Source organism: Kitasatospora sp. NPDC008115, from assembly GCF_042957205.1.
Lineage (GTDB): Bacteria > Actinomycetota > Actinomycetes > Streptomycetales > Streptomycetaceae > Kitasatospora.
The window spans coordinates 187,810-207,527 of record NZ_JBIBHU010000015.1; the positions used below are offsets into that span (position 1 = coordinate 187,810).

Genomic DNA, 19,718 nt, shown 5'->3' on the forward strand with positions numbered 1-19,718 from the left:
CGTGGGGATTTCGTGGGGATTTCATCGGGACGCGCTAGCGTGCTGATCGGGCCTTGAGAGCCCAATCGCCGAGCACCGGGACGCAGCGCTCGGCGAAGTACTCGAAATCTGCGGGCGTGTTGTACACGTGGGTCGACAGGCGGAAGTAGCCGATGCCGTCGAAGCTGGTGAACGCCGCCTCGACGCCCAACTCGGCCGCGACCCTGTCGCGCAGGACGTCGGCATCCTCACGGGTGGCCGCCAGCCCGGCGGGGAGCCGCACCAGCCGCAGGGCGTTCACCGGCATCCCGACGTCGACGGCGGCGCGCTCGCCGGTGAGCTGCGCCATCGCCGCTCCGATGGTCTCCTCGGCGTAGTCGGCCAGCTCGCGCAGATAGCCGCGAGCGGCCTCCCAGCCCCAGGTCCGCCGGATGAAGTCCAGCGCGGTGGGCGCCGCCAGGTAGCCGGTGACGTCGACGGTGCCCTGGTTGTCGAAGCGCTGCGGGAACGGCTCCCGGGCGGCCCAGGAATCGATCAGCGGGTAGAGCTCGTCGCGCAGCCCGCTGCCGGCCACCAGCGCGGCGGCGCCTCGCGGGGCGCATCCGAACTTGTGCAGGTTTCCGATCCAGACGTCGAACTCCAGCCCGGCCAGGGGGTCTTCGGCGAGTCCGGGCACATGCGCCCCGTCGATCAGCAGCGGGATGCCGCGCTCCCTGGCGGCCGCGCCGATCTCCTTCACCGGCATCCAGCGCGCGGTGGAGGAGGTGATGTGGTCCAGGACTATCAGCCCGGTCCGATCGGTGAGTTCCGCGAGCACCGCCTCGGCGGCCTGCTCGGCGGTGGCGTCCAGCGGCACCCGGGCGGTGCGGACGCTGCCGCCCCAGCGGCGCGCCAGCCGTTCGGCGCCCATGGTCACCGCGCCGTAACCGTGGTCGGTCACCACGACTTCGCCGCCGCGCCGTGCCGGGAGGCTGCCGTAGACGACGCTGGCCCCGCCGCTGGCGTTGGGGACCAGCGCCAGGTTGCGCACGTCGACCCGGAGGAATTCGGCGATGGCCGCCCGCGCCCCGGCCACCCGGCCCGGCAGCGCCGGGAACCACACCACCGGCGCCCGGTCCATCTCGGCACGGAGCCGCTGCTGTTCCTGCTGAGCCGCCAGCGGGACGGCCCCGAAGGATCCGTGGTTGAGGTGCTTCATCGCCGGGTCCAGCGTCCATGCCTGCGCGGCGGGACGGCCGTCGGGGAGAAGCAGAGGGCGCGGCGCGCGGTTCACGAGGGTCTCCAGTTCGAAATCATCAATCATCGGAGGCCGGCCCACTTCGCGGGACCGATGGCACCGCGAGCCCCGAGCGGCCGGCCTCCCGGTTCGGTGCCGGACACATCACCGCGCCTGCGACCGACCCGGGCCGGCCGACCACTTCGGCTAGATAACGTTGTCGGCGTTGGGGGATTGAACTCACTCACGGAACCTCATGTCAAGGGGTGGCTAGTCATTCCCCCCGTGCAACGGCGCCATCCGACCGTGCCCCTCATGCCAGGGAATCCGCGTCCCGAAACGGCAAAGCAGCAGTTCATCGGGCACCTTGACGCCGGCGAAGGACTGGGAGTCATGCCGGAGCCGTGCCCGAGACCCCCGCTTGCCATGCCCCAGGATGATGCGGCACCGTTTTGACAACGTTATCTACATGTCAACGCAGTCCGTAGAATCACAGGACAGGCGAAGCGCCAGAAGGGGCGGTTGAAGTGATGCCGGACAACGCGGAGCAGCGAGGCCTCGAGGTCCCCGCACGGCCGACCATGAAGGACGTGGCCGCTGCCGCGGGTGTAGGACTCAAGACGGTGTCGCGCGTTGTCAACGGTGAGTCCGGCGTGAGCGAGGCCACCGCCGCCCGGGTTCGCGGCGCGATCGAGGAACTGGGCTTCCGCCGCAACGACGGTGCCCGACTGCTCCGCCAGGGCAGCCGCACCAGCAGCGTGGGGCTGATCCTGGAGGATCTCGCCGACCCGTTCTACTCGCAGCTCAGCCGGGCGGTCGAGGACGTGGCCCGCTCCCACGGGTCACTGCTGCTCACCGGCTCCTCCGCCGAGGACCCGGCCCGCGAACGGGAACTGGCCCTCGACTTCTGCGCCCGCCGGGTGGACGGCCTGATCGTGGTTCCGACCGCGCTCGACCACGGCTTCCTCGCCCCCGAACTGGCTGCGGGCACCGCCGTGGTCAGCGTCGACCGCCCGGTGACCGGCCTCACCGTGGACACCGTCCTGACCGCCAACCGCCGAGGTGTCGCGGAGGGGGTCGGCCACCTGATCCGGCAGGGCCACCAGCGAATCGGCTACCTCGGCGACAACCCCGCGATCTTCACCGCGGCCGAACGCCTCGCCGGCTACCGGCAGGCGATGGCACACGAAGGCTACGAGGTCGCCATGTCCTGGGTCGCCATGGGCAAGCCCGAGCCGGTGGGAATCCACCTCGCCCTTGACCGCATGCTGTCCGGACCGGATCCGGTGACCGCGCTGATGTGCGGCAACAACCGGACCACGGTCGCCGTGCTCCGCAATCTGGCCACTCGCCCAGAGAGGCCTGCCCTGGTCGGCTTCGACGACTTCGAACTCGCCGACATGCTGCCCGTGCCGGTCACCGTGGTCGCCCAGGACCCCGCACTGATGGGCCGGATGGCCGCCGAACTCCTCTTCCGGCGCCTGCGCGGCGAGCAGGCCCAGGTCCAGCGCCTGGAGATCCCCACCCGCTTGGTCCCGCGCGGCTCGGGCGAACTGCCACGTTGACCCCCGGGTCCCGGCCCGAGCCGCGTCCCGGCCTCTCGATGGCCGGCTCAAGCGGCCTCATCGCGTTGTTGACAGGTCGCGGAACGGCGGGTGATGCTACCCACGCAGCGTTCTGACAACGTTGTCTAAAGCAAGTCCCAGCCCACCGAGGAGAACGATGTCCCCCCAGGCCGAGAGCCTCCCCCAACCGGGCGACGAGGCATGGCTGGTGGCCGAGCAGGACCGGCTGCTGGGCTTCGCCCGCGGTGCCCGGCTGCCCGAAGGTGGCTTCGGGTGGCTCGACGAACACGGAGCCGTGCAGCAGGACGGAGCCGTCCACACCTGGATCACCTGCCGGATGACCCATGTCTTCGCCCTCGCGCACCTGCTCGGGGACCCGGACGCGGCGGCCCTCGTCGACCACGGCCTCGCCGCCCTGACCGGGCTGCTGCGCGACCGCGAGCACGGCGGCTGGTACACCGGCGTGGACCGCGACGGCACCCCGCTCACCGCCGAGAAGTCCGCCTACGCCCATGCCTTCGTGGTGCTGGCCGCCTCCGGCGCCACCGCCGCCGGACGCCCCGGCGCCCGCGAGTTGCTGACCGAGGCGCTCGACGTGATCGAACGCCGCTTCCTGGACGAGGAGCAGGGCCTGCTGGTCGAGTCCTGGGACCTGCCCTGGGAGGCCTGCGAGCCCTACCGCGGCGCCAACAGCAACATGCACGCCGTCGAGGCGTTCCTCGCGGCCGGCGACGTCACCGGCGACCCGATCTGGCACCGGCGGGCGCTGTGGATCGCCCGGCGCATCGTGCACGTCCACGCCCGCGCTGCCGACTGGCGCGTGATCGAGCACTTCGACACCGAGTGGACCCCGCAGTACGACTACAACCAGGAGCGGCCCGACGACCCGTTCCGCCCGTACGGCGCCACCGTCGGCCACTGGTTCGAGTGGGCGCGGCTGATGCTCGGGCTGCGCGCGAGCCTGCCCGACCCGCCCGGCTGGCTGCTCGACGACGCCGAGGCGCTGTTCGCCGCCGGCATCCGGGACGGCTGGCACGCGGACGGCTCGCCGGGCTTCGTCTACACGGTGGGCTGGGACGGCGCTCCGGCCGTCCGCGCCCGCATGCACTGGGTCGCCGCCGAGGCGATCGCCGCCGCCGCCGTCCTGCACCGGGTCACCGGCAAGGCCGCGTACGAACGCTGGTACCGCACCTGGTGGCAGTACACCGAGGAGGTGTTCCTCGACCGCGCCCGTGGCAGCTGGCACCACGAGCTGAACCCGCAGAACTCCCCCGCCGCGACCGTCTGGCCCGGCAAGCCGGACGCCTACCACGCCGTGCAGGCCACCCTGATCCCGCGGCTTCCCGCCGCACCCGCGCTGGCCGAGGCGCTGCGCCGCAAGCTCGCCTGAAGTCCCGTCAGACCCAGATTGCCCCGACCCGGGAAGGACCGAACGTGATCACAGTCGTCGGCGAAGCCGTCATGGACCTGGTGCGGTCCGACCAGGGCCGGACCACCGCGCACCCGGGCGGCAGCCCGGCCAACGTCGCGGTCGGCCTCGGCCGCCTGGGCAACGACGTCGCGCTGCTCACCCGTCTCGGTCCCGACGCCCACGGCACCCGACTCGCCCGCCACCTGGTCGGCAGCGGCGTCGCCCTCGCGGCGGGGGCCGTGGACGAGCACCCCACCAGCACCGCGATCGCCCGCACCGACGAGTCGGGCTCCGCGACCTACGAGTTCGCCATCACCTGGCAGCTCCCGGACCTGGAGCCGGACGAGCTGCTCGCGGGGAGCGCCTGCCTGCACACCGGTTCGATCGCGGCCACGCTGGAGCCCGGCGCGAGCACCGTCCGCCGCCTGGTCGAGCGGGCCCGCGGCCGCCGGACCGTCTCGTACGACCCCAACTGCCGCCCGTCGCTGATGGGCGACCCCGAGCAGGCGCGCGCCCGGATCGAGTCGCTGGTCGCCTCGGCCGACGTGGTCAAGGCCAGCGACGAGGACCTCGCGTGGCTACGGCCCGGGCAGGACGTCGTCGACGTCGCCCGGCAGTGGCTGGCGCTGGGCCCGTCGCTGGTCGTGGTCACCCGAGGTGCGGCCGGCGCCGTCGGGGTCTGCCGCGCGGGAACGGTGGAGCAGCGGGCCCGGAGGGTCACGGTCGCCGACACCGTGGGCGCGGGCGACGCGTTCATGGCCGGCCTGCTCGACGCGCTGCACCGCCATGACCTGCTCGGCCCGGACAACGCGGGCCGCCTGCACGGGATCGACACCGCCACCCTCGCCGAACTGCTGGACACGGCGTCCCTGGTATCCGCCTTCACCTGCACCCGGCCGGGCGCCAACCCGCCAACCGCCGAGGAACTGGCCGCCTACCGGGCGAGCGTCCGAAGCAGCACTTCCGGAGGAAGCCACTCCGGGATCTGACCACACCACCCCGAGTGACCCGCGGCCCTCCCTGCGCCGGAACTGCCGGACCTTCGGCGTTCCCGACCGCCCGACAGTTCGCCCGGTAGCGTCACCCGGAAACGACGGCGCCGGCGGTGTCGGCCACCATGACCGACACACCGCATCCCCGGGTCGACCGGACCGGGGAGTGGCCGCTCCCGCCGAGGCCCGCGAACACCCACCCCCCTCCGACGGCTTTGGCCGGGCAGGCCGCTTCGGCATCGTCCTCGCAGGTCAGCGCTGGCGCCCTCGCGCCTTGAGGGGGGTGTCGGGGAAGGTGGGGGCGTGGAGGCGGGGGCCGTCGTAGCCGTGGACCTGGCCGAAGCGGGTGCCGGTTTCCCAGTCGTTGCGGGCTGGAGGATCTCGTCGCCGGTGCGGGCGATGAGGTTCCACCCCCGACTTCATCACCGACCGATTCGAGCTGCTGTGCCTTCGGCTCGGCCTGCCACCCGTACGACTGCACGACCCTGCGGCACCTGACGGCCACCCTGCTGCTCGGCGCGGGCGCCGACTTCAAGGTCGTCCAGGAGGTCCTGGGCCACTCCACGATCGCCCTGACCGCCGACACCTACACCTCGGTGCTGCCGTCCCTCGACCGCGAGAACGCGGAGAAGGCCACAGCCCTGGTGCCGATCACGAACCGGCGTACCGCCACCGTGCACGCCTTCGTGCTGCACCTGGGCGGCTTGCCGGTCGCCACGGCCACGAGGGAGACGGCAGTCGCCCTCGTCGCGGAGTGGAAGACCGAGCTGCGGCACGACGTCCCAACCGCCGACCTACCGCCCGTGGAAGTGCCGGCCGAGCCAGTGCCGTGGAACGGTGAGGGACGGCTGTGGGAGCGCCTCCCCCGGCATCGGACCATTCACCTCCTCGTCGCCGCACTCCATCGACAGACCGGCGCCGTTCTGTACCAACTGCCGCTCACCACTTCCCAGGCCTGGGAGTTCGAACGGGATCTGTTCACCGACCAGGCAGCCGACCTGTCGGTGGAGCTGCGCCTCAGACTGCGAGGCCCCGTCGAGGTCATCGCCCGAGGCACGGATCTGGAGGCGGTGGACGGTGCCTTCACTCAAGGCCTTCAGCAAGCCCGGTAGCTGTGCGGCCCCTCTGCGCCCTCCGTTGAGCGGCCCGGAAACGTCCTGACCCCTCTCCGAGACCCTTCCCACCGCTCGAGCAGACGAGTGGCGGGAAGGCCCGAGAGATGGCCGCCAGGGGCCCGCTACGGCCTTCATCGATGGCTCAGCCACCACACCACGCCGCTGACGGCGGCCGCGCCCTCGATCGCGGCCGACAACCGCCCGCCCGCAACCTCGGCCGCCGCCTCCGCCGAGGCCAGCGCGGCGCGCAGCGTCTGCTCGACCTCGCGCTGCTGCGCCTCGCTGAGCCGAACCCCGGCCTCGGCCGCCGTGGCGCGGGCCCGGGCGGTGAGCGCGGCCACCAGCCGGTGCCATTGGGCGGGCAGCTCCCGGAGCTCCGCGCCAGCCAGTTGCTCCTGGGCCTGGCGCAGCGCTGGCCGAGGTCCAGCAGCGGCGCTACCTCGTCGGGGTGGGTGCGGGCGAGGCGGTTGACGGCGAAGCCGCCGCGGTAGGGCGGTGCAGGGCCTTGATGCGGGTGGTGCCCGCGCGGTCGCCGGCCGCGCGGGCGCGGGCCGAGCCCTCGTCCCTCGCCTTGGTGAACGCGTCGGGTGCCAGGACGAACAGCTCGTCGCCGGTCTCGTCGCTGCCCTGCGGCGCCGACTTCTCCGGCTTCGAGCGGTCGCGGGCCGCGCTCACGAGGCCCGCAGCGCGCGATCGCATTCCCGGCACCGGAAGTCGGCCAGCGCGGGCGGATACCACGGTTCGCCGTAGCCGCCCTGGTAGTGGGCGTTTTCCATGGCCGCGGTGTCGCGCCCACACAGGGTGCTCGCCTGCGGGTCCTCCGGCACGTCGGGGTCCGCCCCGGCGGCGTGCACGGCGATGACCGCGGGCTCGGCCCGGTCGGGGTCCAGCACCTGGCCGGGGTGCAGTTCGAAGAGGACGACGATCGAGGCCATGGTCCGAGGATCGGGCACCGGGGCGGTGGTGACACCCGGGGTCGGCCGGTCGGCCCACGTCGGCCGCCGGCACCGCCCCGGGGCTCGTCGGTGGCCGGTGAGCGCGTTCCCGCGCAGGGCGTGCGGCGTTCGGTGGGGGGTAGGGGCAGCCGCGCGCCGCGTCGTGCACCCGAGGTCCCGCCGCCCGCGTGAGGTGTGCGGGCGGGGTTGGGTGGGCCGCTCGGTGAGGTGAGCGTGGTGAACGGGCGCGCGGCCCGGGCCTGGACCGGCCGACCGCTCCCGGGGCGCCGACCAGTGTCCCGGTGGCCGTGCCGGTGAGGAGGCGGTGGACGTGCCTGTACACCAGCGGTATGCGGTGACCCTGCCCGGGCGTCCGGGCGCGCACGAGCGGCCGACGGTGCTCCCGGTGCACCTGAGTGACGGCATCGCGCCGGGTGGCGGACAGGCGGATGGCACCGGCCAGTGGCGGCTGCGGATCGAGGGCGAGGTGGCGACGGTGCTGTCCGCGCCTGCGGACTACGACGGCCGGCTCCCGTGCCTGGAGGCCGTGCCGATGCCCTGACCGCGCTCTGGCCGCCTGTGCCGTCAGCTGGTGCTCGCGAGGGCCGCGCGGACGCTGGGCCGAACCGTGAACACCTCATTGGTGCCGGTCGCATCCAGCAGCCGACGGGCCTGCGCCGGGACGGCGGCCAGGACCAGCCCGGTTCCGCCAGCCTGGGCCGCAAGGCGAAGGCGCAGCAGTTCGTTGAGGCAGGTGGAGTCGCAGAACAGCAGGTGGGACAGGTCGACGACCAGTAGGTGCGGCCGCCCGTCCAGGGCCCGGTCGAGGGCGTCGTGCAGGCGGGCGCGCTGGTCGTAGTCCACGGTGCCGTCCAGACGCACGACCTCGGCCCCATCAGGGAAGTGGGCGGTGGTGATCCGCAGCAGCGGGCCGGGCACGGCGGCGGCGGCGCGCAAGGGGTGCCGGGGGGACATGAGCGGGCCTCCTTCGGCGCGGGAAGCTGTCCGCTCTCGAGCCTGCCGCCGCGCGGCGTTCCCGCGCCAGCGGGTGCGGCGCCACCGGGACCGGCCGCTCAGCCCGGGCCCGACGACATCTTCGCGTCCGACCCGCCCGCGCGCCCCGCCGACCGGCACGCCGACGCCGGACGTCTTCGCGGCCGAGGCCAACACTCTCGCCGGATGGCAGCGCGTGCGCGGCCACACCGCGGGAGCGGGGCCGAGCGGTCGACAGCGCCCTCCGGGTCGCCGACCATGGCCGGTCGCTTCTCTGCACCGCCCTCGACCATGTCGGTCCCTTCGCCGCAGTGCGAAGGGCTTCACCGAAGGGCGACAAGGTGATGACTTTCTGCTACAGAATGGCCTGCTACGCCCATCAAATGCGACTGCGGACACTACCTGACCTCAAGTGATTCCCAGGCGTTGGCGGGACCGAACACAAAGTTCGTGACACTCCGTTGTTTGCCCAGGGTGGGCGAGGGTAGACAGCCGGGCCGTGGAGTGGCTTTCCCGAGTGGAGAGGCGGGGGCCGTCCAGGCACTCTTCCAGGGACATCGATCATGAACAATGCCAAGCTTGCCGTCGCTGTGGGTACGGGCTACCTCCTCGGGCGTATGCACAAGGCCCGTTGGGCGTTGGCTCTCGCAGGCATGGCGGCGGGCAAACGTCTGAGTGCCAACCCCGGGGTGCTCCTTGGGCAGGCGCTGGAATCATCGCCCCAGCTCCGCCAGCTGGCCGGGAACGTGCGCGGGGAACTCGCCAAGGCGGGGACGAAGGCGGCCACCGCGGCGGCGAGCAACCGGGTCAGCGCGCTGACCGACCAGCTGCAGCGGCGGGCCGAAGGCCTGCGCGCGGGAATCCCCCGTCGTGACGAGGACCCGGAGAAAGCGCAGGACACGGACGCCGTAGAGGAGACCGAGGAGGAAACGCCCGAGGAGGAGCACCCCGAAGAGGAGCGCCCCGAGGGACAGGACCAGGAACAGGAGGATGGCGGCGACGGTGACGGGAAGCGTCCGGCCCGCTCCCGGCAGAGCGGCTCCCGCTCGACGGCCTCCTCCGGGCGGTCGGCGGACAGGTCGGGTGGGTCGAAGGCCCCGGCGAAGAAGGCCTCCCCGAGTAGGACGGCATCCGCGAAGAAGACGGCTTCGACCGCGCCCCGCAAGGCCGCGGCATCCGCGGGCTCCGCTCGCAAGAGTGCCGCGACCTCGGCGAAGAACGCCGGTGCGGCGCGCAGGACCACGAGCACGCGTGCCTCGTCGGCGCGCAAGCAGGGGTGACGACAATGGCCGAGCAGACCAAGAAGGACCAGGGCCCGCTGGGGCTGGGTCAAGTGATGGAGGCCCTGCCGACCGACGCGTTGATGCAGCAGGCGCGCAATCTGGCAGCAGCTGCAGGGGAACGGGCCGTGGCGGCGGCGAGCGACAAGATCGCCGGCACCACCAGCCGGCTCGCCGACTACGCGGAACGCGGCGGCGGCCGATTGGGCGGCCACGGCGACGGAGAGGGCGGCGGGACGTCGTCGATGCGGTTGATGCTGGCGGCCGGTGCCGCCGGCGTGAAGCAGCTGGTCGGCAACAAACTCACCGGAGGCGGTGGCGGAGGAGGCGGCAAGGGCGGCAAGCTCAAGGTGACGAACATCGTCGAGGAGACCGAGGTCGGGGTCCCCGTGCGGGTGGCCTACAACCAGTGGACGCAGTTCCAGGACTTCCCCCGCTTCACCAAGCGGCTCGAGAGCGTGGAGCAGCAGTCCGACGAGAAGATCGCCTGGAAGGCCGGGATCTTCCTCTCCCACCGCAGTTGGGAGTCGTCGATCATCGAGCAGGTCCCGGACGAGTTGATCGTCTGGCGGTCCAAGGGGGACAAGGGCTATGTCGACGGCACGGTCACCTTCCATGAGCTGACACCGAATCTGACCAAGATCCTGCTGGTGCTGGAGTACCACCCGCAGGGCCTGGTCGAGCGTATGGGCAACCTGTGGCGGGCGCCGGGCCGGCGGACGCGTCTGGAGCTCAAGCACTTCCGCCGCCATGTGATGACCCGCACGATCCTCGACCCGGATTCGGTCGAGGGCTGGCGCGGTGAGATCCGCGACGGTGACGTCGTGCGTTCCCATGAGGACGCCATGGAGGAGGAAGGCGCCGAGGACGACTACGACGAGGGCGAGGGCGAGGGCGAGGACGCCGCGGGCGAGGACTGGGAGGACGAGTCTCCGGAGGCAGGGGACGACGAGGAGGAGCCCGAGGAAGGCTCGGAAGACGAGCCGGAGCACTACGACGACGAGGCGGAGCCCGAGGACTACGACGAGGAGGACGACTACGGAGACGACGAGAACGATGAGGGGGACGAGGAGGACGAGGAGTCGGACTCCGGCGGACGTGCCGCCTCACGATCCCGCAGGCGCGCGCCGGCGCGGGCGAGGTGAGCCGCCATGACCGTCGCCCAGCGCCCCAGTCACTACCTTGACCGGCCCTCCTCGAGCGGTCTGGTCGACGTCATCGACCTGATCCTCGACAAGGGTCTGGTCATCGACATCTACATCCGGGTCTCGCTGGTCGGTATCGAGCTGCTGACCGTCGACGCGCGGATCGTGGTCGCCAGTGTCGACACGTACCTGCGGTTCGCCGAGGCGGTGAACCGCCTGGACCTGCGGGAGGACAACACCAAGGGGCTGCCCGAACTGGTGGAGGACATGGGCCGGGGCGGAGCCCGGAGCAAGACCAGAGGGGCGCTCGAAGGCGTCAAGGAGTCGGTCGGCGAAGTGATCGACCGGGTCAAGGGCGACAAGGAGGAGGAGCCCGAGCGCCAGGAGCGGCCCCGGTCCCGCTCACGCACCCAGCACAAGGAGCGTGAGTCATGAACGGCCGTGGCACCCCGGCCGAGGAACGGGCCTGCTACGTGTACGGGATCGTACCGAAAGGTGTCGACTCCTCGGGGCTGGAAGGGATAGGCGACCCGCCCGCCCGGGTGGGGCTGGTGCCGCACCGGGGCCTCGCCGCACTGGTCAGCGCCGTGGTGGTCGACGGCCCGCTGGGCACCGCGGCCGACCTGAAGGCCCACGCCCGTGTCCTGGACACCCTGGCCGCCCACGGCCCGGTGCTGCCGATGCGGTTCGGCGGGGTGGTCCGCGACCTCGGAGCCGTGATCGACGAACTGCTCGCCCCCCACGAGGACGCGTTCCTGCGCGCGCTGGAAGACCTGCGCGGCACCGCGCAGTTCACGCTGCTGGGCACCTACCAGGAGGAACACGTCCTGCGGGAGGTGCTTGCCGACCGGGAGGACATCGCGCGGCTGCACATGGATGTCGCCGCCCTCCCGCAGGAGGCGACCTACTACGAGCGGGTGCGGCTCGGCGAGATGATCGCGCGAGAGATCGCCTCCCTCCGGGAGGCCGACACCCTGGAGACGCTGGAACGCCTGGCGCCGCTCGCGGTGGCCGTCAAGGCGTCTCCCAGCGCCGACGCACCGGGCGACCGGGCGGTGAGCGCGTCGTTCCTCGTCAGGAAGGACGACTGGGACGCGTTCGAGAAGGCGGCGGAAGGCCTCGCCCGCCAATGGTCCGGTCGCGTCGCACTGCGGCTGCTCGGCCCGATCGCCCCGTACGACTTCGCCGGGGACGCCGTGGAAGCCCGGCGCACCGACGAGGGGGCGGACCGGCCATGGGGCTGATCACCGGCCTGCTGACCCTTCCCCTGGCCCCCGCGCGCGGGGTCGTCTGGGTGGCCGAGCAGCTCTACGCGCAGGCCCGCCGGGAACTGACCGATGCCACGGCCATCCGCGCCCGGCTGGCGGAAGTGGAGGCGGCACGCGCGAGTGGCGCGATCAGCGAGGAGGAAGCCACCGCGCAGGAGGATGAACTCGTACGGCTCCTGTGGCGGACCGAGGACGCCGACGGCGGTCTGGAGGTGTAGATCCGTGCCCGAGAACGAGCCGCGCCCGCGCCGTGCCGCACCGGCCCGCCGTACGGAGGACCCCGAGCCGGCCCGGCGGCGTCCACGGACGCCGTCCGGTCCCGAGAGCAAGGCTCCGGCCGCACGGCGCCGATCGTCCGACCCGCAGTCGCACACCGCCGCCGACCGCCGGCCCTCCGCCACGCACCGTGCCGAGCCCGACCGGCCCGACGCGCAGACCGCCGCGGCGAAGGCGGCCGTCTGCGTCCAGGAGATGACAGGCCGCAGCGCGGAGGGGATCACCTCACTCACCCGCGAAGCGGACGGCTGGCGGGTGGGAGTGGAGGTGCTGGAGACCCGCCGGATCCCCGATTCGACCGACATCCTGGCCGTCTACCAGGTGGTGCTGGACCCGGAGGGCGAACTCGTCTCCTACCGCAGGGAGCGCCGCTACCACCGGGGGCGGGCGAACGAGGAGTTGTCATGAGGACTCGCCATGAGTGAGCTGAGCGGCTACGGCGGCTCCGGTCCTGTCTCGCACCTGCCGAGGACGTCCGCGGCGCCGCAGCCCGCCAATCTGGCCGACCTGCTCGAGCGCGTGCTCGACAAGGGGATCGTCATCGCCGGCGACATCCGGATCAACCTCCTGGACATCGAGCTGCTCACGATCAGGATCCGGTTGCTCATCGCCTCCGTCGACCGGGCTCGTGACATGGGCATCGACTGGTGGGAACACGACCCGAGCCTCTCCTCGGGCCGGCGCGACCTCGCCCTGGAGAACCGGCGTCTGCGGGAACGGATCGGCCGCCTCGAAGCCGCCCGCAGCGCGCCCGCCGCCCCGGAGGCGTCCGAGGGGTACGACGACCCGGCGGAGCCGCCGGACCACGACACCCCGCCCGCCCGCACGACGCCGCGCACCCGGCGTTCTCCCCGGACCGGTCTCCCATGAGCGCTCACCCGCCCACCAACACCTGGCTCTACGCGATCACCGGCGCCGGCCGTAGCGCACCGCCCGGTCTGACCGGTGTGGCCGGCGAGCCACTGCACGCCATCGCCGGACCGGGCCTGACCGCACTGGCGGGCGCGGTGCCCCGGTCGGACTTCGACGAGGAACCCGTCCGCGCACACCTGGAGGACGCCCTCTGGCTGGAGCACGCCGTACGCGCGCACCACCACGTGGTCTCCCACCTCGCCCGCACCGCCCCGGTGCTGCCCCTGCGGTTCGCCGTCCTCTACCGCGACGACCAACGGGCCGCCGCCATGCTCACGGAGCACCGCGACGAGCTGACCACCGCGCTGCGACGCATCGCCGGCCGCATCGAATGGGGCGTCAAGGTCTACCTCTCACCCACCGACCCGCCGCACGACGTCCAAGGCGGCGATCCGCGGCAGGATCCGTCCGCCCGTCCCGGCACGGCCTACCTCCTGCGCCGCCAAGCCCATCACCACCGGCAGGAACAGGCCCACCAGCAGGCCGCGGACGACGCCCTCAGGGTCCACACCGCGCTCGCCCGATCGGCCGCCTCGGCCGTGTGCCACCCCCTGCAGCAAGCCGGGGCGACGGGCCCCGCCGAGCCGATGCTCCTCAACGGCGCCTACCTCGTCGAACAGGCCCTCACCGCCGCGTTCCACGAGGCCGTCAGCGCGCTGGCCACCCGCTTCCCCGGCCTGCGTCTGGAAACGACCGGGCCCTGGCCGCCCTACTCCTTCACCGCGGTCTCCGACTTCGGGAGCGGCCCGCCATGACCACCGACCCCCCGCTCGTCCCAGCCGGCCCCGCACTCGCGCCCGCCGTGCCCGAGAGGCACGTGGCCCTGGTCGACCTGCTCGACCGCCTGCTGGCCGGCGGCGTCGTGATCGCCGGCGAGATCACCCTGTCCATCGCCGACGTCGACCTGGTCCGCATCAGCCTGCGCGCCATGATCGCCTCCGTGCGCGCCGCCCTCGACCCCGCCGTCAAGGATGCCCAGGAGAACGGGGGGCCGGGGTGAGCCGACGACCGAACACGTCACCCGCCGACCGCCCCCCTGCTCACACGCGGCGGCAGGCCGGCGCCCGCCGCGTGCCACTGGAGCCCGAAACCGTCGCCCGGGACCTCACCTGCCTGGTCCTGGCCCTGGTCGAACTCGTCCACCAGCTCATGGAACGCCAGGCCCTGCGCCGCATCGACCAGGGAGACCTCGACGATGAACGTATCGAATCGCTCGGCCTCACCCTGATGGCCCTGGAACAACGCATCGACGAGTTGCGCGAACACTTCGACCTCACCCCGGACGACCTCAACATCGACCTCGGCCCGCTCGGTCCCCTCCTGGCCCCTGACCAGCCCGCCGCCAACCCCGCAGGAACCACCCGCTACACGCGTGGACCCGCCGGCCCGGGGCACACGCCCCATTGAACCCCGCCTCCACGAAGGAGCGAAAACCCATGAGCGCAGGCAAGAAGGCCAAGCACACCGCAACCGCGGCGAAGGGCAAGATCAAGGAAGCCACCGGCAAGTCGGTCGGCAACGAGCGACTCATCGCCAAGGGCAAGGCAGAGCAGGTCAAGGGCGCCACCGCTCAGGCCGGCCGAAAGACCAAGGACGCGGTGAAGGACCTCACCGGCCACTGACAACCCACCCTTGAAGAGCCGTCCGCCCGTCGCTGATTCACACCGGCGGGCGGATGTCGTTGCGCCGGGGCGGACGGAGCATCGCAGGTGCTCGGGCCGGAGCCTGCTGCGGCGCCCTCGACGCCGAGCAGCTCGGCGCCACACGGCGGCGGCCTCGAGCCGGTCTGGCCGGCGCAGCAGAACGGCGGCCTCGGCCGAACAACCCGCCCTGGCCGGTCCGGTCCCCACAGCGAGGATCTGGGCCACGGACGCGCCGGCACAGCCGCCGACCACCCCGCCGAAGCGGCCGACTGCGGCACCGGTGACGGTGACTGGCCTGGAGGTGGCGATGCTGCGGAAGCCGACCCCCGTGCCGGGGCGCCCGGCGGAGGCACTGGCGCTGGAGTACGCGTCCAGCCGCCCGGGGCTTCGTCGTCTCGGGTGCGCGCCTCGGTGCCGTCACTGACCGGCTTCGCGACGGCGGCAGGGCGGCCGCTGGCGGACGCATGCCGCGGGCTCCGGCGGCGGAGCGTGGTCGGCAGGATCGTCGGCTGTGCTCGTCAGCCGGCGCGTACGGCCACGCCTCGCTGGGCTGGCATCGGGCGGGGCTCCACCGGGTGTCGGTGGAGCCCCGCGCTGGGCACGGCTACCAGCGGTACCAACGGCCACGGCTACCCGCTGAGCTCGTGCTCCGGGCAACGAAGCCGATCAGCCACACCACCAGCACGAAGATCGCCACCCACCAGAGGACCTTCACTGCGAAGCCCAGCCCGAAAAGCAGCAGGGCGAGCAGCAGGACCAGAAGAAGCGGTACCACGGTATGCCTCCTTGGAGTCGAGTTCACGGCTCGCCTGCCCGGTCCGGGCGTTCGTATGTCTGTTCACACGGGCTGCGGGCGGATCTCGCGCGGCACGCCCCCGCAGCGCGGTGGCCCGCGTGTGGCGGCCGGGGCGCCGGGTAGGCGCGGTTGCGGCCGTAATCCATCGAGGTGAGCATGGAGATCAGGAGCGACTGCACCGCGAACCCCTGGGGTGCCTGCACCCCAAACGGCAGGAGCGGTCCCTGGCCCGCCCAGGTCGGCTCTACCCCCGCGTCCGGCACGGCGCCGGACGCGGAGCGGTGAGGGCGAACCGCGTCCGTGTCTCGCTTCATCGGCGACGCGATGGACATCGCGGTCGCGGCCAGCCGGACCGGCGGCGTCCGCGGCTGTGCCGAGGACCGGGTGAACCGGGCCGGCCGGATCCGAAGGGCCTGTTCGCACGGCAGACCACCCACTCCGCGGACCGGCTCACCACCTCGCCGGCCCACCGCGACGGCCGGCTGGGGTGCGCAATGGAACGGGCCACCGCCGAAATCCGGCGCATACCGGAGGAGCGCGGCCTGGGCTGGCTCAACTTCTGCGGGTTCCTACCCTTTAGCGAACCTCCGACCTCAGGAACAGCTGATGACCACCACCGTGCCGTCCCGGATCGCGACCCGTCGGCGCTTCCTGGCCTGCCCGCCGACCTACTTCGCGGTCGAGTACGCGATCAACCCGTGGATGGACCCGAGCCGCCCGGTGGACACCGGAGCCGCGCTACGGCAGTGGCAGATGCTCCGCGACACCCTGCTCCGGCTCGGGCACGGGGTGGAGGAGCTTCCTCCCCGGCCGCGGCTGCCCGACATGGTGTTCGCGGCGAACGGGGCCTCGGTGGTGGACGGCCGGGTGCTGGTCGCCCGGTTCCGGCACCCTCAGCGGGCGCCGGAAGCAGCCGCCCACCAGGCCTGGTTCCGCCGGGCCGGATACCGGCCCACCATCGCCGAGCTGCCGAACGAAGGCCAAGGCGACTTCCTGCCCGTCGGTGACCTGGTCCTGGCCGGCTCGGGCCTGCGCACGAGCCCCGCCGCCCACCGCGAGGCCGAGCTGGCGCTTGGCCGACGCATCGTCAGCCTGCAGCTCGTCGATCCGCGCTTCTACCACCTGGACACCGCGCTGGCGGTCCTGAGCGAGGACCAGATCATGTACTACCCGCAGGCCTTCACCCCCAAGAGCAACCGCACCCTGCGCACGCTCTTCCCCCGCGCGGTCCTTGCCACCGACCAGGACGCCGCCGTGCTCGGCCTCAACGCGATCAGCGACGGCCGCCACGTCCTGCTCACCGAGGCCGCCCACGGCCTCGCCGCCCAACTGCACGCCGATGGCTTCGTCCCCGTCCCCGTGCACCTGCCCGAACTGCTCAAGGGCGGAGGAGGGCCGAAATGCTGCGTCCTGGAACTGCACCCGGCACCGAAGGAGGGAGCGTGACCCCCACCCCCGCGATCGGTCTCGCCCGGCACTCCGCCGCCGGCGCGCCGCCCGCGTTGCCGAGCCCGCGCGGACCGGTCAGCGCCGCACTCATCACCGCTCTTCGCACCGCCCCCGACCCCACCACCGCGATCACCCACGGGCCGGTCCACGATGCCTGGGGCGATGACGCGCAACTCGCCCTCTACGCCTGCAACCGCGCGGCTTCGCTCCTCGCGGGCCGACGGTCACCGGGCCGCCGTCGCGGCCGGGCGGCTTCGACGGCAGCGCGACGGTGTTCGGCTACTGGGCGGGGGCGGGCCAGGAAGGGCCGGCCAGCGCGGTGGCGACGTGGTGCAGGTTGGCTGCCATCGTGCGGCCGGTGGTGTGGGGGCCCACTCGTGGCCCTTCTCCTCGTCCAGGTAGTCCGGCCCGGGGCCGGGGCCCAGGTGCCAGTACGTCCACGCCTGGGCGGGGATGGTGTAGCCGATGTCGACCAAGGCGCCGCTGATCTCACTGATCACGTGGTGGGCGCCGTCCTCGTTGCCGGTCACCACGACGCCGGCAACCTTCCCGTAGCCGACCGGCCGGCCTTCCTCGTTCGTCTCGGGAGATCATGGCATCCATCCGCTCCAGCACCCGCTGCGCGACGGAGGAAGGACGGCCGACCCAGGTCGGCGACGCGACGACGAGGATGTCGGCGGCAACGGCCTTGCGGTGCACATCGGGCCACTGGTCGCCTGCGCCCATGTCGGTTTTCACCCCGGGAAACAGATCCAGGTCGACCGCCCGCCCCCCATCGACTTCCACCCCGTGGGCGTACTCACCCTCTCGCCGCGTCGCCGGCCCGGACGCGCACACCACGGCAGCGCCGGGCGCGCCCGGGCCCCTGCCGCCAGCACGACCCCGCGCTCTGGGACGACCCGTACAGCTTCCGCCCCCAGCGCTTCCTCCACACAGCTGCCGACCCGCAGAAACTGATCCCCCAGGGTGGCGGCGACGCCGCCACCGGCCACCGCTGCCCGGGCGAAGGCGTCGTAATCGCCCTGCTGGAATCCCTGGCGCCTGAGCTGGCCCGCCTCGACTACGCGGTCCCCGATCAGGACCTCACCATCCCACTCGGCCGGGTGATCGCCCGCCCGCGTAGCGGCTTCGCCATCGAACCAGTCTGAGAGGCCCTTCCAGAGCGGGCCCGATCGCCGCACGACAAGGCGGGGGACCGACTCAGAATCCGCAGGCCCCGATTTCGAAGCTGTGTCAGGGATGCGGGCGATTGGCCGAGGGCTCCGTGCCCGCGTCCGAAAGCCGTGGTGCGGTCCGATGGTCAGCCTTCGACGCCGGTCGAGGAGTGGGCGGCGCCGACCGGCTTGGACTCCGGAGATCCCCGCTGGCGCAGGTAGACCGAGAGGATCGCCATCGACGCGACGGCCAGGAGTTCGGACTGCCAGTTCTGAAGGGTTCGGTTCCAGAAGTCCGCGGACAGAACATAGTCGGACCAGGTGAACGGCGCCTGCCGGTCGCGCAGCCGCTCCGCGTTGAACGCGGAGACACCACTGATCGACTGGGCGAGCCACGAGCCGATGAAGAACAGTGCCATCACGATGCCGAGCGACCGCGAATACAGTATGGTGCGCATCCCGCTCGCGCGGGCCCAGGCAGGAGAGTCGGGGTTGGCGTGCACGCCGATTTTCTGTTCGCGGTCGGACTCGGTGCCGGCGCGGTCCAGGCTCTTGGATTCCGGGGATCCGCGCTGCAGCAGCCACACGGTGCCGAAGATGTACAGGAAGAACTGCAGGTACTCGGATTGCCAGTTCTCGGTGACGTCGACGGCGAAGTCGGAGCCGGTCAGGTAGTCGGCGACACTGACGGGCTGGAGGTCGGCGGCGACCAGCTGGTTGTTGACCTCGGCGATCCCGGAGGCGGCCTGCCCGACGAGGGTCAGCAGGAACGCGGCGCCGAAGGCCAGGGTCAGACTGTTGTCCCGCAGGAACCGGGCCGCCCGGCTCACCGGTGCAACGCCCCGATCGCGGTGAAGTAGACGAGCCCTCCGACGACGCCGGTGACGAGGAGCGTGAAGAGAGTACGCACGTCAGCTTCCCTTGAGTTCGCAGCGGTAGGGCTTGCGCGGCTCGGGCCGGCAGCCCGCAGCGGTGATCTTCCACCCGTCGGGGAACGCCGACAGGAAGAGAGTGTCCTGATCGAACACCACGCGGGCCTGCTGTCCGTAGACATCGACGCGGGAGACGCCCGAGGCCCGGGGCAGGTCGCTGTCGGAAATCGCCTGTTCGCATCCGCTCTTGGCGCTCTCCTCCAGGTCCTGGCGGGTGCCCGGGGCGAGGGCTTGGCACAGGGCGCCGCTGTCCTGCTGCTGGACGGCGCTCTCGAACTGCTGCGCGGCGGCTGCCGCCGCATCCTGACGACCGGTCAGTGACGAGCAACCGGTCACCAGGGTGACGGCCGCCGCCGCGCCGGCCGCCCAGTGCAGGACTCTTCGGCCCTCGGACTTCATCAGACCAGCCCACCACGCCGCCCGTGTGTGACCAAGGAGGCATGGCGGTAGGGCCGCCGAATGAGGACGTCACCCGGCGTGGCCGCGTGACGCCACACCAGGGTTCGGTCGGGAGCCGAACCGGTAGGCAGCCGCTCTCAAACCCGCACGGGTAGTCCGTCCAAGGGGCGTGCGACAAGTCTTCGGTGGATGCGGTGAGCAGAGGAGCCCAGCGGCGGCGCTGTGCTCCGGCGATCGGGGCGGCGTGGCGTCGTTCCG

Annotated in this window: 25 protein-coding genes and 2 pseudogenes; 17 read left to right on the plus strand and 10 right to left on the minus strand. The window is 72.3% G+C overall.

Annotation, left to right across the window (positions count from 1 at the left end):
* Positions 1–34: 34 nt before the first annotated feature.
* Positions 35–1,282 carry an aminotransferase class V-fold PLP-dependent enzyme gene (locus ACFZBX_RS20575; protein WP_391535189.1) on the minus strand — a complete coding sequence of 416 codons (1,248 nt, stop codon included), beginning with the start codon at positions 1,280–1,282 and terminating at the stop codon, positions 35–37.
* A 443-nt stretch (positions 1,283–1,725) separates the two neighbouring features.
* On the opposite strand from ACFZBX_RS20575, the gene ACFZBX_RS20580 reads away from it, so the two are divergent.
* From ACFZBX_RS20580 to ACFZBX_RS20590, 3 genes are all read left to right on the plus strand, one after another.
* A complete protein-coding gene (locus ACFZBX_RS20580; RefSeq protein WP_391535190.1) occupies positions 1,726–2,760 on the plus strand; it encodes a LacI family DNA-binding transcriptional regulator in 1,035 nt (344 codons plus the stop codon).
* A 157-nt stretch (positions 2,761–2,917) separates the two neighbouring features.
* Positions 2,918–4,150, plus strand: a complete 1,233-nt coding sequence (locus tag ACFZBX_RS20585) for an AGE family epimerase/isomerase (protein WP_391535191.1) — start codon at positions 2,918–2,920, stop codon at positions 4,148–4,150.
* Between the two features lie 44 nt (positions 4,151–4,194).
* The gene (locus ACFZBX_RS20590; protein ID WP_391535192.1) at positions 4,195–5,160 is read left to right on the plus strand and encodes a carbohydrate kinase; all 966 of its coding nucleotides are present in this window, start codon (positions 4,195–4,197) and stop codon (positions 5,158–5,160) included.
* A 255-nt stretch (positions 5,161–5,415) separates the two neighbouring features.
* Here ACFZBX_RS20590 and ACFZBX_RS20595 read toward each other — a convergent pair.
* Positions 5,416–5,573 (minus strand): annotated as a pseudogene (locus ACFZBX_RS20595) (pirin family protein); the annotation flags it as partial.
* A gap of 186 nt (positions 5,574–5,759) precedes the next feature.
* Between ACFZBX_RS20595 and ACFZBX_RS20600 the strand changes: the two are divergent.
* Positions 5,760–6,275, plus strand: a complete 516-nt coding sequence (locus ACFZBX_RS20600; RefSeq protein ID WP_391535223.1) for a hypothetical protein — start codon at positions 5,760–5,762, stop codon at positions 6,273–6,275.
* Between the two features lie 134 nt (positions 6,276–6,409).
* On the opposite strand, the gene ACFZBX_RS20605 is transcribed toward ACFZBX_RS20600, so the two are convergent.
* The 3 genes from ACFZBX_RS20605 to ACFZBX_RS20615 form a co-directional block, all read right to left on the minus strand.
* Complete coding sequence (locus ACFZBX_RS20605; RefSeq protein ID WP_391535193.1) at positions 6,410–6,619, minus strand: hypothetical protein; 210 nt, start codon at positions 6,617–6,619, stop codon at positions 6,410–6,412.
* A 94-nt stretch (positions 6,620–6,713) separates the two neighbouring features.
* Complete coding sequence (locus tag ACFZBX_RS20610) at positions 6,714–6,953, minus strand: hypothetical protein (protein ID WP_391535194.1); 240 nt, start codon at positions 6,951–6,953, stop codon at positions 6,714–6,716.
* A complete protein-coding gene (locus ACFZBX_RS20615) occupies positions 6,950–7,213 on the minus strand; it encodes a hypothetical protein (RefSeq protein ID WP_391535195.1) in 264 nt (87 codons plus the stop codon). Before ACFZBX_RS20615 ends, ACFZBX_RS20610 begins: the two co-directional genes overlap by 4 nt.
* Positions 7,214–7,544: 331 nt before the next feature.
* On the opposite strand from ACFZBX_RS20615, the gene ACFZBX_RS20620 reads away from it, so the two are divergent.
* The gene (locus tag ACFZBX_RS20620) at positions 7,545–7,775 is read left to right on the plus strand and encodes a DUF6296 family protein (RefSeq protein WP_391535196.1); all 231 of its coding nucleotides are present in this window, start codon (positions 7,545–7,547) and stop codon (positions 7,773–7,775) included.
* A 23-nt stretch (positions 7,776–7,798) separates the two neighbouring features.
* On the opposite strand, the gene ACFZBX_RS20625 is transcribed toward ACFZBX_RS20620, so the two are convergent.
* Positions 7,799–8,188 carry an STAS domain-containing protein gene (locus ACFZBX_RS20625; RefSeq protein ID WP_391535197.1) on the minus strand — a complete coding sequence of 130 codons (390 nt, stop codon included), beginning with the start codon at positions 8,186–8,188 and terminating at the stop codon, positions 7,799–7,801.
* A 581-nt stretch (positions 8,189–8,769) separates the two neighbouring features.
* Here ACFZBX_RS20625 and ACFZBX_RS20630 point away from each other — a divergent pair.
* The 11 genes from ACFZBX_RS20630 (at position 8,770) to ACFZBX_RS20680 (ending at position 14,709) form a co-directional block, all read left to right on the plus strand.
* Positions 8,770–9,486: a hypothetical protein gene (locus ACFZBX_RS20630; RefSeq protein ID WP_391535198.1), complete on the plus strand. Its 717-nt coding sequence runs from the start codon at positions 8,770–8,772 to the stop codon at positions 9,484–9,486.
* A 5-nt stretch (positions 9,487–9,491) separates the two neighbouring features.
* Entirely contained in the window at positions 9,492–10,631 is a 1,140-nt protein-coding gene (locus ACFZBX_RS20635) for an SRPBCC family protein (protein WP_391535199.1), read from the plus strand.
* Between the two features lie 6 nt (positions 10,632–10,637).
* Complete coding sequence (gene gvpJ, locus ACFZBX_RS20640) at positions 10,638–11,066, plus strand: gas vesicle protein GvpJ (RefSeq protein ID WP_391535200.1); 429 nt, start codon at positions 10,638–10,640, stop codon at positions 11,064–11,066.
* Positions 11,063–11,875 (plus strand): GvpL/GvpF family gas vesicle protein, encoded by an 813-nt coding sequence (locus ACFZBX_RS20645; RefSeq protein ID WP_391535201.1) that lies wholly within the window; start codon positions 11,063–11,065, stop codon positions 11,873–11,875. Before gvpJ (ACFZBX_RS20640) ends, ACFZBX_RS20645 begins: the two co-directional genes overlap by 4 nt.
* Entirely contained in the window at positions 11,866–12,117 is a 252-nt protein-coding gene (locus ACFZBX_RS20650) for a gas vesicle protein GvpG (protein ID WP_391535202.1), read from the plus strand. Before ACFZBX_RS20645 ends, ACFZBX_RS20650 begins: the two co-directional genes overlap by 10 nt.
* Positions 12,118–12,121: 4 nt before the next feature.
* Positions 12,122–12,583, plus strand: a complete 462-nt coding sequence (gene gvpO, locus ACFZBX_RS20655) for a gas vesicle protein GvpO (RefSeq protein ID WP_391535203.1) — start codon at positions 12,122–12,124, stop codon at positions 12,581–12,583.
* Positions 12,584–12,592: 9 nt separating this feature from the next.
* Positions 12,593–13,045, plus strand: coding sequence for a gas vesicle protein GvpJ (gene gvpJ / locus ACFZBX_RS20660; RefSeq protein WP_391535204.1), 453 nt, complete (start codon positions 12,593–12,595; stop codon positions 13,043–13,045).
* Complete coding sequence (locus ACFZBX_RS20665) at positions 13,042–13,842, plus strand: GvpL/GvpF family gas vesicle protein (protein WP_391535205.1); 801 nt, start codon at positions 13,042–13,044, stop codon at positions 13,840–13,842. Before gvpJ (ACFZBX_RS20660) ends, ACFZBX_RS20665 begins: the two co-directional genes overlap by 4 nt.
* Positions 13,839–14,087, plus strand: a complete 249-nt coding sequence (locus tag ACFZBX_RS20670; protein ID WP_391535206.1) for a gas vesicle protein — start codon at positions 13,839–13,841, stop codon at positions 14,085–14,087. The genes ACFZBX_RS20665 and ACFZBX_RS20670 overlap by 4 nt, the downstream gene beginning before the upstream one ends.
* 71 nt (positions 14,088–14,158) lie before the next feature.
* Positions 14,159–14,494 carry a gas vesicle protein K gene (locus tag ACFZBX_RS20675; protein WP_391535207.1) on the plus strand — a complete coding sequence of 112 codons (336 nt, stop codon included), beginning with the start codon at positions 14,159–14,161 and terminating at the stop codon, positions 14,492–14,494.
* 29 nt (positions 14,495–14,523) lie between these two features.
* Positions 14,524–14,709: a CsbD family protein gene (locus ACFZBX_RS20680; protein WP_391535208.1), complete on the plus strand. Its 186-nt coding sequence runs from the start codon at positions 14,524–14,526 to the stop codon at positions 14,707–14,709.
* Between the two features lie 625 nt (positions 14,710–15,334).
* On the opposite strand, the gene ACFZBX_RS20685 is transcribed toward ACFZBX_RS20680, so the two are convergent.
* A complete protein-coding gene (locus ACFZBX_RS20685; protein ID WP_391535209.1) occupies positions 15,335–15,505 on the minus strand; it encodes a hydrophobic protein in 171 nt (56 codons plus the stop codon).
* A 627-nt stretch (positions 15,506–16,132) separates the two neighbouring features.
* Here ACFZBX_RS20685 and ddaH point away from each other — a divergent pair.
* Positions 16,133–16,972, plus strand: coding sequence for a dimethylargininase (ddaH, locus tag ACFZBX_RS20690; protein WP_391535210.1), 840 nt, complete (start codon positions 16,133–16,135; stop codon positions 16,970–16,972).
* A gap of 282 nt (positions 16,973–17,254) precedes the next feature.
* On the opposite strand, the pseudogene ACFZBX_RS20695 reads toward ddaH, so the two are convergent.
* The 3 genes and pseudogenes from ACFZBX_RS20695 to ACFZBX_RS20705 all read right to left on the minus strand — a co-directional run.
* Positions 17,255–17,767 (minus strand): annotated as a pseudogene (locus tag ACFZBX_RS20695) (flavodoxin family protein); the annotation flags it as partial.
* A gap of 508 nt (positions 17,768–18,275) precedes the next feature.
* Complete coding sequence (locus ACFZBX_RS20700; RefSeq protein WP_391535211.1) at positions 18,276–18,959, minus strand: DUF6766 family protein; 684 nt, start codon at positions 18,957–18,959, stop codon at positions 18,276–18,278.
* An 81-nt stretch (positions 18,960–19,040) separates the two neighbouring features.
* The gene (locus ACFZBX_RS20705; RefSeq protein WP_391535212.1) at positions 19,041–19,460 is read right to left on the minus strand and encodes a hypothetical protein; all 420 of its coding nucleotides are present in this window, start codon (positions 19,458–19,460) and stop codon (positions 19,041–19,043) included.
* Between the last annotated feature and the right edge of the window lie 258 nt (positions 19,461–19,718).